The sequence below is a fragment of the Brevundimonas sp. genome (assembly GCF_013912005.1).
GTDB lineage: Bacteria > Pseudomonadota > Alphaproteobacteria > Caulobacterales > Caulobacteraceae > Brevundimonas.
Genome location: NZ_JACESB010000004.1, coordinates 161605 through 174665, shown reverse-complemented (window position 1 = coordinate 174665; position 13061 = coordinate 161605). Strand labels below are relative to the sequence as shown.

Here is a 13061-nt window from a genome sequence, read left to right as displayed (position 1 = left end):
CGTCATGTCCGCCCCGCGTCGGGCCCGGCAACGGTCCCGGCGGAGATCCGGCAAGGCTCGAATGTCAGGGCCGCCAGCCGGAGAGCGCGCGCACAACGGCTGCGCGGGGCGTCAGCTTCGTCGAAACGGTAACTCATCCCACAGACCGGGCGAGGCCCGGCGCCCCGCACCCTTCCCACCCTCCGGCGGATCGCCGCCGGAGGACGAACCGTCCTGCGCGAATCCTTGCGCCCGCGGCAGCGACCGTTCGCCACGCCCGCCAGGAGGTGAAACAATCGTGCGTTTTTTCAACAGGCTAGAGCAGGATCACGCCGCCTTGACCTGCGGGGGTCCCGCCTATAGGTTCCGCGCCGAATTCAGACCCCCCTCGGCATTCGTGTCGGGGCGCTGAGGCCGCCATGTCCCTGCCACCGGAATCGCGCGAAGAGGCGATCGCTCGTCTCACGAAGAGCGCATCCGACCTGGAGACGCGCACGACCCCGCGAATCTCCCAGGAGATGGCGGGTCATGCGGCGGCCAGCCAGGCCTGGAAGATCATCGCCGATCTCCTCGGCGGCGTCTTCGTCGGTCTCGCGCTCGGCTGGGTGTTTGACTACTTCACCGGCGCCTCGCCGGTCGGACTCATCGGCGGCGTCCTGCTGGGCTTCGCCGTATCGGTGTGGATGGCGTGGCGCACGGCGCAGCGCCTGATGGCCGAGGCCAACAAGTATGGGGAGCCGACGTCGGTTCCCTTTGACGACGAAGACGAAGGAGCCTGATCGACCGATGGCCGATCCGCTACACCAGTTCCAGGTCCAGAAGATCGTCGACCTGCCCGACGTCACCCTGCCGGTCGTCGGCACGGTGGACCTGGCCTTCACCAATTCGCATCTGGCGATGACCATCGCCTTCGTCGCGGTGGTCGGCTTCCTGTTCCTGGTCACCTCGGGCGCGAAGGTCGTTCCCGGTCGTCTCCAGGCCGTGGGCGAGACCCTGTTCGGCATGATCGACGGGATGACGAACTCGATCATCGGTCACGAGGGCAAGAAGTACTTCCCGTTCGTCTTCACCATCTTCCTGTTCATCCTCGGGATGAACCTGCTGGGCATGTTCCTCAGCTTCACCGCCACCTCGCAGCTGGCCGTGACCGCCACCTTCGGCCTCATCACCTTCGGGCTGGTGGTCATCATCGGCATCGTCAAGAACGGCGCCGGCTTCCTGAAGCTGTTCTGGCCGACCGGCGCGCCGCTGGTCATGCGTCCGGTCGTGGGCCTGATCGAGTTCTTCTCCTTCCTGCTGCGCCCGATCACCCTGACCCTGCGTCTGTTCGGCAACATGATGGGCGGCCACATCGCTCTGAAGGTGTTCGCCGGGTTCGTGGCGACCGCCGTGGTCGGCGCCGCCGGCTGGTTCGGCCTGCTGATCTTCCCGCTCGCCATGGGCATGACGATCGGCCTGACCGCCCTCGAGTTCCTCGTGGCCTTCCTCCAGGCCTTCGTCTTCGCCGTTCTGACCTGCATCTACCTCAACGATGTGGTCAACCTGGACCACGCCCACTAAGGGCCGGACCAGTTCGTCTCCCCACCCAACCTCGATAAACAGGACTTAAGACCATGGATCCTCAAGCCGCCAAGCTCATCGGCGCCGGCATCGCGATGTGCGGCATGATCGGCGCCGGCATCGGCGTCGGCAACATCTTCGGCCAGTTCCTGGCGGGCGCCCTGCGCAACCCGTCGGCCGCCGGCTCGCAGATCGGCAACCTGTTCGTCGGCGCGGCCCTGGCCGAAGCCCTCGGCATCCTGGCCTTCGTCATGGGCATCCTGATCTGGATCTCGTGATCGTCCTTTCGGCGGCGCGGCGGGTCCGCGCCGCCGGCTGACGCTTTTCCAGTTTCACGACCAGGCGACCGATGACCGCTCAAGCCCAACCCGTTCTGCCCGAAGACGCGACCTCGCCGGTCGCGGTCGAGGACACGCACGCCACGACCGAGGCCGCCCACGGCGGAGAACACGAGTCCGGCGGCCTGCCGCAGTTCGAGTTCCAGCACTGGTTCGGCCAGATCGTCTACCTGGTCTTCCTGTTCGTCGTTCTCTACTTCCTGATCTCCCGCGTCTTCGCGCCGCGCATGCGGCGGGTCTTCGACGAGCGGGCCACGACCATCTCGACCGCGATCGAAGCCGCCCGTCAGGTCCAGGCCGAAGCGGCCGGGCAGGCCGAGGCCGCCAAGCGCGAGGTCGAGGAGGCCCGCGCCGCCTCGCGCGCCACCGCGGCCGCCGCCAAGGCCCGCGTGACGGAGGAGGCCAACGCCCGCGCCGCCGCGGAGGAGGCGTCCGTCGCCGCCCGCATCGCCGAGGCCGAGACCGCCATCGCGGCGACCCGCGACGCCGCCATGTCCAATGTCTCGACCATCGCCTCGGACACCGCCGCGGCCATCGTCGAACGTCTCACCGGCAAGGCCCCGACTGCGGGCGAAGCCGCCGCCGCCGTGAAGGGCGCCGCCTGATGGAATTCTTCAACCCCCACCTCTACGACCTGGCCAACGCCGAGCTGTGGGTCGCGATCGGCCTGATCGCCTTCTTCGTCATCGTCGCCGTCGCCGGCGTGCCGAAGCTGGTCGGCGGCGCCCTCGACGCCAAGGCCGCCAAGATCCAGGCCGAGCTCGACGAGGCCGCCCGTCTGCGCGCCGAGGCCGAGGCCCTGCTGGCCCAGATCCGTCAGGAGAAGGCCGAGGCCGAGGCCCAGGCCGCCGAGATGCTGAAGGCCGCCGAGGCCGACGCCTGTCGCCTCGAGGAAGAGTCGAAGGTGAAGCTGGAGGAGGCTCTGGCCCGTCGCCAGCAGCTGGCCGAGCGCCGCATCGCCCAGGCCGAGGCCCAGGCTTCGGCCGAGGTCAAGGCCGCGGCCGCCGACCTCGCCGCCCGCGCCGCCGAACAGATCCTGACCGCGCGCCTCGCCGGCCAGAAGACCGATCCGCTGCTCGACGCCGCCATCGCCCAGCTCGGCCCGCGGCTGAACTGATCCGGCCCCGCCGGAGGAAGACCAAGGCCCCGTCGGCTGCCGCCGGCGGGGCCTTTTCCGTCAGTGCGCCGGGGCGCCGTGGATCACGTCCCGCTCACGCCGCCGCTCCCGCTCGACCAGCCGCGCATAGACGTTGCCGAGCACGATGCCGTAGACGGCGTGGGTGACGATCATCCAGGCGAAGGTGCCGAACCCCGCCAGCATGAAGAACACCCCGACCGGCCGCTCGCCCACCACGCCGGCGAGCGGCGCGACGGTCAGGCCCATCAGCACGAAGGCCCCGACGGCGAACAGGATGCCCTTGGTCTCGGGCGTGTCCGTCGGCAGCTTCGGGCAGATCACCCCGAACAGGGGGCCGAGCACCAGCGTTCCGACCAGGAAGTGCGCCGCCCAGCCCACCGCGATGGTGTCCGGCGTCTGCAGCATGACCGACATCAGCCGCGGGAAACTCACCGCCCAGGGACCGAGCGTGAGGTTGGCGACTTCGAGGACCGAAACGGCGAGGGTGGCCGCAAGGCCGGCCACCAGACCCTTTTGTACGCGTGACATCATGACCGATGCGCCTCCCAACGCATGCTTGTGGTTCTGACTCCGCAGACCAAAGCATACGCCTCTGGGGGCGAACGGCGTTCAAATCACCGTGCTTCGCAGGTGCGAAGCCTATTCGGCGGCGATGTTCGAGCCTTCCGGCGCCGTCCAGCGCAGCACCGGGGAGCGCGCCGCCCGGGTCTCGTCCAGACGCCGCAGCGGGGCGTGGAAGGGCGCGCCCTTGAAGCGCTCCACCTCGCCCGCCTTCGCCGCCTGGGCCAGGGCGCGCATCGCCTCGATGAAGCGGTCCAGCTCCTGCTTCGACTCCGTCTCGGTCGGCTCGATCAGCATCGCCCCGTGCACGACCAGCGGGAAGTACATGGTCATCGGGTGGAAGCCCTCGTCGATCATCGCCTTGGCGAAGTCGAGGGTGGTCACCTCCGTGCCCTTCAGCCACTCGTCGTCGAACAGGGCCTCGTGCATGCACGGCCCTTCCGGGAAGGCCGGGCTCATCAGGTCCTGCAGCCGCGCCTTGACGTAGTTGGCGTTCAGCACCGCGTCCTCGGCCACCTGCCTCAGCCCGTCCGAACCGTGGCTCATCATGTAGCTCAGGGCCCGGACGTACATGCCCATCTGGCCGTGGAAGGCGCACAGCCGGCCGAAGGCCTGCGTCGCCTCGCCCTCGGCGAACTCCTCCAGCCGGAAGCCCTCGCCGTCGCTGACCACCCAGGGGGCCGGCGCGAACGGGGCCAGGGCCTCCGACAGCACCACCGGACCCGCGCCCGGCCCGCCGCCGCCGTGCGGCGTGGAGAAGGTCTTGTGCAGGTTGATGTGCATGGCGTCGACGCCCAGGTCGCCCGGCCGCACCCGCCCGACGATGGCGTTGAAGTTCGCCCCGTCGCAGTAGAAATACGCCCCGGCCTCGTGCGTCAGCCGGCTGATCTCGAGGATGTCGCGCTCGAACAGGCCGCAGGTGTTCGGATTGGTGACCATGATGGCCGCCACGTCCGGCCCCAGCTTGGACGCCAGATCGGCCACGTCGACCCGGCCGTCCTCGGTCTGGGCCACCTCGACCACCGAATAGCCGACGAAGGCGGCGGTGGCCGGGTTGGTGCCGTGGGCCGAGGTCGGCACCAGCACCTTGCGGCGCTGCGCGTGCTCGCCCTTCGCCTCGTGGGCGGCGCGAATGGCCATAAGGCCGCACAGCTCGCCGTGGGCCCCCGCCTTGGGCGACAGGGCCACCGCCGGCATGCCGGTGAGGGTCTTCAGCCAGTGGGCCAGCTGGTCCATCAGCTCCAGCGCCCCCTGCACCGTCGACTGCGGCTGCAGCGGGTGGATGTCCGAGAAGCCGGGCAGGCGCGCCATCTTCTCGTTCAGGCGCGGGTTGTGCTTCATCGTGCACGAGCCCAGCGGATAGATGGCCAGGTCGATGGCGTGGTTCTTCTGCGACAGCCGCACATAGTGCCGCATCGTCTCGGGTTCCGAGAGGCCCGGCAGGCCGATCGGATCGCGGCGCACGAGATCGCCCAGGTCGGAGGCGTCGCCCTTCGGCGCCGGCAGATCGACGCCGGTCTTGCCCCAGCCGTCGCTCTCGAAGATCAGGTGCTCGTCCTGCAGCAGGCCGCGGCCGCCGGTCAGGGTCGGGTGCTTGTAGTCATGGTCCACGGCGTTGGGCGTGGTCGGGCGGCCGACGGTGTTCATGGTGCTCATTACAGGACCTCCGCCAGGGCGGACTTCAGGGCCGCGATGTCCGCGTCCGTGGTGATCTCGGTGGCGGCGACCAGCAGGACGTCGTCCATGCCCGCCGCCGGGGCGAGGCGGCCGTAGGGCACGCCGGCGAGGATGCGCCGTTCCGCCAGCCGCTCGACGACCTCCGCCGCCGGCTTCGGCAGACGGACCGCGAACTCGTTGAAGAAGCGCGGCGTCAGCACCTCGACCCCCGGCAGCGTCGCGAGGGCGTCGCGGGTCTTCACCGCCGCCTCATGGTTCAGCAGCGCCAGCCGCCGCAGGCCCGTCTCGCCCAGCAGGCTGAGGTGGATGGTGAAGGCCAGGGTGCACAGGCCGGAGTTGGTGCAGATGTTGGAGGTCGCCTTGTCGCGGCGGATGTGCTGTTCGCGCGTCGACAGGGTCAGGACGAAGCCGCGCTCGCCGTCGGCGTCGACCGTCTCTCCGGTCAGCCGGCCCGGCATCTGCCGGATCAGCTTCTCACGGCAGGCGAACAGGCCGACGTAGGGGCCGCCGAAGTTCAGGGCGTTGCCGATCGACTGGCCCTCGGCGGCGACGATGTCGGCCCCCATCTCGCCCGGCGACTTCAGCAGGCCCATCGACACCGCCTCGGTGACCACCACGATCAGCAGGGCGCCGGCGGCGTGGGCGGCCTCGGCGATTTTCGTCACGTCGGTGGCCGTGCCGAACACGTTCGGGGTCTGGACCACCACGCAGGCGGTGTCCGGCCCGATCTGGCCGATCACCTCCGCCTCGGCGTCCACGGCCGCGGGCAGCACCTGGGTCTCGACGCCGACGGCGTGCACCACGGTCTCGGTCGCGGCGACATAGTGCGGATGCACCCCGCCCGAGATCACCGCCTTGTTGCGGCGGGTGACCCGGGTCGCCATCAGCACGCCCTCGGCCATCGCCGTTGACCCATCGTAGAGGCTGGCGTTGGCCACCGGCATGCCGGTCAGGTTCGCGACCTGGGTCTGGAACTCGTACAGGTACTGCAGCGTGCCCTGGGCGATCTCCGGCTGGTAGGGCGTGTAGCTGGTCAGGAACTCCGACCGCTGGATCACGTGGTCCACCGTGGCCGGCACATGGTGCTTGTAGGCCCCGGCGCCGCAGAAGAAGGGGACCGAGCCGGCGGCGACGTTCTTCCCCGCCATGGCGCCGAGCGCGCGCTCGACCTCCAGCTCCCCGGCCACGCGGGGCAGGTCGACAAAGCCCTCCCGCCGCGCCGCCGCGGGCACGTCCACGAAGAGGTCGTCGATCGACTTGGCGCCGATCGCCGCCAGCATGGCGGAGCGGTCGTCGGGCGTGAGCGGCAGGTAGCGCATGGCGGGGAGGGTCCGTGCGAGGGGTCTAGAGGGTCGTCAGGTACTGGTCGTAGGCGGCGCGATCCATCAGCTCGTCCAGCTGCGAGGCGTCGGACACCCGGATCTTCGCGAACCAGCCCTCGCCCTCGGGATCGGCGTTGACGGTTTCCGGAGCGTTGGCCAGGGCGGCGTTGCCCTCGACCACCTCGCCCGAGACCGGGGCGTAGACGTCCGAGGCCGCCTTGACGCTCTCGACCACGGCGAAGCTGTCGCCCTTCGACACCGACTTGCCGGCGTCCGGGGTCTCGACGAACACCACATCGCCGAGCGCCTCGGCGGCGTGCCTGGTGATGCCGACGGTGGCGACGTCGCCCTCGAGGCGAACCCACTCGTGATCCTTGGTGAAGCGCATCTCAGTTCTCCGGAAAGCCGTCAGGCGGCCTTGGGTTTGCGATAGTAGCGGGAAGCGACGAAGGGCAGGGCGACCACCTCGGCGGCGGCGGCCTTGCCGCGGACGATGACCTTCAGCTCCGTGCCCAGCTCGGCGAGGGCCGGGGGGACGTAGCCCATGGCGATGTTCCTGCCGAGGGTCGGGGAGGGGCCGCCCGAGGTGACCTTGCCGACGACGGCGCCGTCCGCATCGGCGATCTCCGCGCCCTCGCGGGCGGGCGCGCCTTCCTTGACGTGCAGGCCGACGCGGACGCGGGCGGGACCGTCGGACAGCTCCCGGAGCACGCGGTCGGCGCCCGGGAAGTCGGCGCGCTCCTTGCGCGACTTTGACAGGGCGAAGGTCAGCGCCGCCTCGACCGGGCTGGTGGTGGCGTCGATGTCGTGCCCGTGCAGGGGCAGGCCGGCCTCCAGCCGCAGGCTGTCGCGGGCGCCGAGGCCGATCGGCTTGACCCGGGCGTCCTTCAGGATCTCGTTCCAGATCCGCTCCGCCTCGGCCGCCGGGACCGAGATCTCGTAGCCGTCCTCGCCGGTGTAGCCCGAGCGCGAGACGTAGCAGTCGACCCCGAACAGCATCAGCCGCGCGCAGTCCATGAAGCCGAACTCGGCCAGCACCGGCTCGTGGGCGGCCATGACCTCCGCGGCCTCCGGCCCCTGGATGGCCAGCAGGGCGCGGTCGTCGAGGATCGTCAGGGTCGCGTCGCCGGACAGGCTGGCCTTCAGGTGGGCGAAGTCGGCGTCCTTGTTGCCGGCGTTGACCACGACATAGAGGCCGTCGTGGTCGGGCTTGCCGGCCATCAGGTCATCCATGACGCCGCCCTCGGCGTTCAGCAGCAGCGAGTACTTCTGCTTGCCCGCCTTGAGGATCTGGTAGTCGCCCGGCACGAAGCGCTCGAACTGCGCGACGGCGTCGGGGCCGGTGATCTTGCACTGGCCCATGTGCGAGACGTCGAACAGGCCGGCGTGCTCGCGGGTCCAGCGATGCTCGGCCAGAACGCCCTCGTACTGCACCGGCATGTCATAGCCGCCGAAGCCGACCATGCGGGCGCCCAACGCCCGGTGCGCGGCGTTGAGAGGGGTGGTCTTCAGGGTTTCGTCGGTCATGTCAGGCCTTCAGAGTCGCGTGCCGGGGCGGAAAGCTCCGCCGTCCTCGCGCCCCCGCTGTCCTGAAGCCTGAGAGATTCCGGCCGCCGGGGGCCCGGCGACCTTGCTCCGTCGGCGCGCTCCGGAGAGCGACTTTCCAGCGTCCGTGCGCCCCGCGGTCCTTTTGCCTGAGCGTTTCCGGGGCGGTTGCGCCTTCGGCTCCGAAGCCTCCGGAAAGGCCCCGATCTCTCCCGCGAGAGCGTCGCGACCTAGGCCCCGACTCAAGGGCCAAGTCAAGCGGAACGGCGACCGACGGCCCGCGACCTCACCCGGCCGCCCAGGCCTCCACCTCTGCGATGCGGGCCGCCTTCTCCGCCGGCGCCAGGAACGACCCCTCGAAGCTGTTCCGCGCCAGCCGCGTCAGCTGCTCCCGCGTCAGCCCCACCGCCGCCGCCAGCTGCCGATAGTTGTCGTTCACATAGCCGCCGAAATAGGCCGGATCGTCCGAGTTCAGCGTCACGTGCAGGCCGCGGCGCAGCATCTCCGGGACCGGGTGGTCCTTCAGATCCTTCACCACGCACAGCTTCAGGTTCGACAGCGGACAGACCGTCAGGGTCATCTGCGACGCCGCCAGCCGCTCGATCAGCGCCTCGTCCTCCATCGAGCGGTTGCCGTGGTCCATGCGATCGATGTGCAGCAGGTCCAGCGCCTCGCGCACATACTCCGGCGGCCCTTCCTCGCCGGCGTGGGCCACCCGCTTCAGCCCCATCTGGCCGGCGCGCTCGAACACCCGCTGGAATTTCGACGGCGGGTGCCCGACCTCGGAGGAGTCGAGGCCGACGCCTTCGATCCGGTCCAGCCACGGCTCGGCCTGGCGCAGCGTCTCGAAGGCGGCATGCTCGTCGAGGTGGCGGAGGAAGCAGAGGATCAGTTTCGAGGTGACGCCCAGCTCCCGCTCCGCCCGCTTCATCCCGGCCAGCAGGCCCTCGGCGACCACGCCGAACGGAACGCCGCGGTCGGTGTGGGTCTGGGGGTCGAAGAAGATCTCGGCGTGCCGCACCGCATCGGCCGCAGCGCGGCGGAAGTAGGCGAACGCGAGGTCGTGGAAGTCCTCCTCGGTCAGCAGGACGTTGGCCCCGGCGTAGTAGATGTCGAGGAAGTCCTGCAGGTTCGAGAAGTCGTAGGCGGCGCGCACCGCCTCGACGCTGTCGAACGGGATGGACACCCGGTTGCGGCGGGCGAACTCGAACATCTGCTCGGGCTCGAGCGAGCCTTCGATGTGCAGGTGCAGCTCGGCCTTGGGCAGGCCTGCGATGTAGCTGTCGAGATCGGACATGACGGCTCCCTCCGGAGAGAGAGTTTAACCTACATCCGCTCCGGCGTGTCGATGCCCAGCAGGTCGAGCGCGATCACGAGCTGGTCCAGCGTCGCCTTCGCCAGCGCCAGGCGCGAGCCGCGCACCGCCAGGTCCGGCGCCGCCAGCACCGGGCAGGCGGCGTAGAATTTCGAGAAGCTCTGGGCCAGCCGGTACGCGTGCTCGGCGATCACGTGCGGCATCCGCTTCTCATAGGCCTCGGCCGCCGCCTGCGAGAAGGCGTCCAGCGTCAGGGCCAGGTCGCGCTCGGCCGGTTCGGCGATGGCGACAGGGCCGGGTTCCGCACCCTGGTCCGCCGCCTTGCGCAGCAGGGATTTGATCCGCACCGCCTGGTACAGCAGGTACGGCCCGGTCTTGCCCTCGAAGCTCATGAAGCGGTCGAGGTCGAAGACGTAGCTGGTCGTCCGGCTGTTCGACAGGTCGGCGAACTTGAGCGCCGCCACCGCCACCTTGTGGGCGATGTCCTCGAACTCCCCGGCGGGCAGATCCTCGCCCAGCTTCGCCTCGTGCAGGCGTTCGCGGGCCTTGTCCTTCGCCATGGTGATCAGGTCGTGCAGCTTGAGCACGCCCCCGGCGCGGGTCTTGAAGGGCTTGCCGTCCGGACCGTTCATGGTGCCGAAGCCGAGGTGCTCCAGCGAGCCCTCCCCGGCGTAGCCGGCCAGGTAGCTGGCGCGGAACACCTGCTCGAAATGCTCGGCCTGGCGCTCGTCGACGACGTAGAGGATCAGGTCCGGGTCGAGCGACTTGCGGCGGTCGAGGATGGTGGCCAGGTCGGTGGTGCCGTACATCGCCGACCCCTCCGAGGAGATCACCAGCAGCGGCGGCGGGCTGGGCGCCTCGATCACCGAGCCGTCGGCCAGCTTCTTCTTGCGCGTCTCCCCGGGGCGGGCGACGTGGACCACCCGCGCGCCGTCGTCCTCGACCAGCAGGCCGGTCGCCTCCAGATGGGCGATCATCTCGGGCATCAGCGGGTCGGCGTCGCTCTCGCCGTTCCACAGGTCGAAGGTCACGCCCAGCGCGCCGAACTCGCGTTCCAGCGCCGTGCGGCTGACGGCCACGAAGTGCCGCCACAGGGCCCGGTAGCCGGGGCGGCCGGCCTGCAGCTCGGCCGTCGCCTTGCGGGCGCGGTCGCGGAAGGCGGGGTCTTCCTTGGCCCTGGCGGCGGCGGCCGGATAGAGGCGCTCGAGGTCCTCCAGCGTCACCGGGCTGTCGGCCGGGAAGGGCCCGTCGCCGTCGGCGAGGAAGGCGTCGGCGCGGCCCTCGTCGCCGACGGCGACGATCAGCAGGCCCATCTGGAAACCCCAGTCGCCGAAGTGGGCGTCGCCCCAGACCGTGTCGCCGCGGAAGCGGAACAGCCGCTTCAGGCTCTCGCCGATGATCGAGGAGCGCAGGTGTCCGACGTGCATCGGCTTCGCCACGTTCGGGCCGGCGTAGTCGATCACCACCTTGCGCGGCGCGTCGACCATGGCGGCGCCGGCGTGCGCGGCGTCGCCCGCGACGTCCGCCGCCCGCGCGGCCAGCGCTTCGTCGGCGACCTTGAGATTGATGAAGCCCGGACCGGCGACCTCGACCGAGGCGAGGCGCGCATCCGCCTCCAGCCTGGCCGCCACCTTCGCCGCCAGTTCGCGCGGGTTCTGCTTCAGGGCCTTGGCGGCGGCGAGGGCGCCGTTGGACTGGAAGTCGGCCAGGTCGGGCCGGTCGGAGGCGGTGACGCGGGCCAGCCTCGGATCCACGCCTTCGGCGGCGAAGGCGGCTGCGACCGCTTCGCCCAGGTCCGTTCTGAGGTCGGCCATCAGTCGGCCTGTGCGCCTGCGTTGATCCGGAAGCGGCTGCCGGAGCGGTTGAACTCCGCCATTTCGGGCGTGACCTCGAAGCCGACCAGGATCTCGAAATTGTCGCCGCTGACGGTGTTGCTGGCGCGCGGGATCACGATGGTCTGGTCCTGGGTGACGGTGGTCGTCCGCTCATCGCCCTCGAAGGTCACCGGCAGGTCGAAATAGACCTTGTCCAGCACCGCCCGGTTCCGCTCGGTGACGGCGATCCAGTAGCGATAGGTGCGGCCGTTCCCCTCGGCCAGCGGCCCGCGCCCGAGGTTGAACAGCACCCGCGTCTGCAAGGTGATCGGGTCGTCGCCGCGGTAGGCGCAGTCCGAGACCAGACCCTCGATCTCGCCGGTGTAGCCGACGTTGGAGGCGGACACGCGGTCGCCGCCCAGCTCGACGTAGCGCGCAGCGTCGTAGAGAATCTTCACATAGGGGCACGGCCCGTCCGCGGCCCGGCGCCGCAGCGGCGCGATGCGCGGCGTCCGGTCCTGCCGGCTCTGCTCTTCCTGCTGCCCCCCCGGACTGCGGCCCCCCTCGGGCCGTCCGCTCTGGCCCGGGACCTGGGCGGAGGCGACGTCGGCCGAGAAGAGGGCCGCGGCGGAGAAGGCAAGGGCGACGAGACGCATTCGGCTGGATTCCGGAACGGGAGGCGCGCGAGGGACGCAACGCTTCCCGCCTGATAACGGCTAAACCGAGGCGCGGCAAACCCGCCTGCCCCTGAAACGGCGGTGGCGGCGGACCGGGTGAGCGACTAGGTTCCGCCCATGACGCCTCCCCTGTCTGTCCGAGAGCACGAGCGCCCGCCCCTGGCGGTGCGTCTGGCCACCCCGCGCGGGTTCTGCGCCGGGGTCGACCGCGCCATCCAGATCGTGGAGCGGGCGCTCGAGAAGTATGGCGCGCCGGTCTACGTGCGGCACGAGATCGTCCACAATCGCCACGTGGTCGAGCGCCTGAAGTCGATGGGGGCGGTGTTCGTCCGCGAGCTGGACGATTGTCCCGACGATCGCCCGGTGGTGTTTTCCGCGCACGGGGTCCCGAAGTCGGTCCCGGCGACGGCGAGGGCGCGGGAGATGCTCTACATCGACGCCACCTGCCCGCTGGTGTCGAAGGTGCACGTCGAGGCCGAACGGCACCACGCGGCCGGCCGCCACGTCATCCTGATCGGCCACGCCGGCCATCCGGAGGTCGTCGGCACCATGGGGCAGCTGCCGCCGGGCGCGATCAGCCTCGTGGAGACTGTCGAGGACGCCGAGGCCTTCCGGCGGCCCGGCGACGCGCCGCTGGCCTACGCCACCCAGACGACCCTGTCGGTCGACGACACCGCCGGGATCCTCGCCGTGCTGAAGCGGCGCTTCCCGGAACTGCCCGACCCGCACAAGGAAGACATCTGCTACGCCACCACCAACCGGCAGGAGGCGGTCAAGGCGCTCGGCCAGGGCTGCGACCTCGTGCTGGTCGTGGGCTCGAAGAACTCCTCGAACTCGGCCCGGCTGGTGGAGGTCGCCCTGCGCGCCGGCGCCGCCGACGCCCGGCTTATAGACGACGCGAGCCATGTGGACTGGGCCTGGTTCGACGGGGTCTCCACCCTGGGGATCACCGCCGGCGCCTCCGCCCCCGAGCAGCTGATCGAGGAACTCATCGAGGCTGTCCGGGCGCGGTTCGACGTGAGCCTGGTCGAGGACGACGGCGCCCGTGAGACGGTGACGTTCAAGCTGCCGCGCCTGCTCACCGCCTGAACCGGGCTTGCGCAAGCGGAGCCTTTGGCCTTGGCTGGCGTTGACC

The 13061-nt window shown here is 70.3% G+C and carries 14 protein-coding genes and 2 riboswitches; of the genes, 6 read left to right on the top strand and 8 right to left on the bottom strand.

Features of this window, described 5'->3' with window-relative positions; all coding sequences use genetic code 11:
• Positions 1-398 precede the first annotated feature (398 nt).
• The 5 genes from H2038_RS05095 to H2038_RS05075 all read left to right on the top strand — a co-directional run bounded on the left by H2038_RS05095 (position 399) and on the right by H2038_RS05075 (position 2994).
• Positions 399-758 carry an AtpZ/AtpI family protein gene (locus H2038_RS05095; protein ID WP_292109910.1) on the top strand — a complete coding sequence of 120 codons (360 nt, stop codon included), beginning with the start codon at positions 399-401 and terminating at the stop codon, positions 756-758.
• Between the two features lie 7 nt (positions 759-765).
• Positions 766-1539 (top strand): F0F1 ATP synthase subunit A, encoded by a 774-nt coding sequence (locus H2038_RS05090; RefSeq protein WP_292109907.1) that lies wholly within the window; start codon positions 766-768, stop codon positions 1537-1539.
• A gap of 53 nt (positions 1540-1592) precedes the next feature.
• The gene (locus H2038_RS05085) at positions 1593-1817 is read left to right on the top strand and encodes a F0F1 ATP synthase subunit C (RefSeq protein ID WP_056619394.1); all 225 of its coding nucleotides are present in this window, start codon (positions 1593-1595) and stop codon (positions 1815-1817) included.
• A gap of 71 nt (positions 1818-1888) precedes the next feature.
• The gene (locus H2038_RS05080; protein ID WP_292109904.1) at positions 1889-2482 is read left to right on the top strand and encodes a hypothetical protein; all 594 of its coding nucleotides are present in this window, start codon (positions 1889-1891) and stop codon (positions 2480-2482) included.
• The gene (locus H2038_RS05075) at positions 2482-2994 is read left to right on the top strand and encodes a F0F1 ATP synthase subunit B (protein WP_292109902.1); all 513 of its coding nucleotides are present in this window, start codon (positions 2482-2484) and stop codon (positions 2992-2994) included. Before H2038_RS05080 ends, H2038_RS05075 begins: the two co-directional genes overlap by 1 nt.
• 60 nt (positions 2995-3054) lie before the next feature.
• Here the strand turns inward: H2038_RS05075 and H2038_RS05070 are convergent, their stop codons facing one another.
• The 8 genes from H2038_RS05070 to H2038_RS05035 all read right to left on the bottom strand — a co-directional run bounded on the left by H2038_RS05070 (position 3055) and on the right by H2038_RS05035 (position 11905).
• Entirely contained in the window at positions 3055-3543 is a 489-nt protein-coding gene (locus H2038_RS05070; protein ID WP_292109899.1) for a DUF6789 family protein, read from the bottom strand.
• Positions 3544-3654: 111 nt separating this feature from the next.
• Positions 3655-5232, bottom strand: coding sequence for an aminomethyl-transferring glycine dehydrogenase subunit GcvPB (gcvPB, locus tag H2038_RS05065; RefSeq protein WP_292109897.1), 1578 nt, complete (start codon positions 5230-5232; stop codon positions 3655-3657).
• On the bottom strand, positions 5232-6572 hold the full coding sequence (gene gcvPA, locus H2038_RS05060) for an aminomethyl-transferring glycine dehydrogenase subunit GcvPA (protein ID WP_292109895.1): 1341 nt from the start codon (positions 6570-6572) through the stop codon (positions 5232-5234). Before gcvPA ends, gcvPB begins: the two co-directional genes overlap by 1 nt.
• Before the next feature lie 25 nt (positions 6573-6597).
• Positions 6598-6963, bottom strand: a complete 366-nt coding sequence (gcvH, locus tag H2038_RS05055) for a glycine cleavage system protein GcvH (protein ID WP_292109893.1) — start codon at positions 6961-6963, stop codon at positions 6598-6600.
• A gap of 20 nt (positions 6964-6983) precedes the next feature.
• Positions 6984-8102, bottom strand: a complete 1119-nt coding sequence (gcvT, locus tag H2038_RS05050; protein ID WP_292109891.1) for a glycine cleavage system aminomethyltransferase GcvT — start codon at positions 8100-8102, stop codon at positions 6984-6986.
• Between the two features lie 55 nt (positions 8103-8157).
• A riboswitch (glycine riboswitch) is annotated at positions 8158-8244 on the bottom strand.
• Positions 8245-8247: 3 nt separating this feature from the next.
• A riboswitch (glycine riboswitch) is annotated at positions 8248-8345 on the bottom strand.
• A 61-nt stretch (positions 8346-8406) separates the two neighbouring features.
• Positions 8407-9417, bottom strand: a complete 1011-nt coding sequence (locus tag H2038_RS05045; RefSeq protein ID WP_292109887.1) for an adenosine deaminase — start codon at positions 9415-9417, stop codon at positions 8407-8409.
• Between the two features lie 29 nt (positions 9418-9446).
• Complete coding sequence (argS, locus tag H2038_RS05040) at positions 9447-11249, bottom strand: arginine--tRNA ligase (protein WP_292109884.1); 1803 nt, start codon at positions 11247-11249, stop codon at positions 9447-9449.
• Positions 11249-11905, bottom strand: coding sequence for a Tat pathway signal sequence domain protein (locus H2038_RS05035; protein WP_292109881.1), 657 nt, complete (start codon positions 11903-11905; stop codon positions 11249-11251). Before H2038_RS05035 ends, argS begins: the two co-directional genes overlap by 1 nt.
• Before the next feature lie 138 nt (positions 11906-12043).
• On the opposite strand from H2038_RS05035, the gene ispH reads away from it, so the two are divergent.
• Entirely contained in the window at positions 12044-13015 is a 972-nt protein-coding gene (gene ispH, locus H2038_RS05030) for a 4-hydroxy-3-methylbut-2-enyl diphosphate reductase (RefSeq protein ID WP_292109878.1), read from the top strand.
• Positions 13016-13061: the final 46 nt, after the last annotated feature.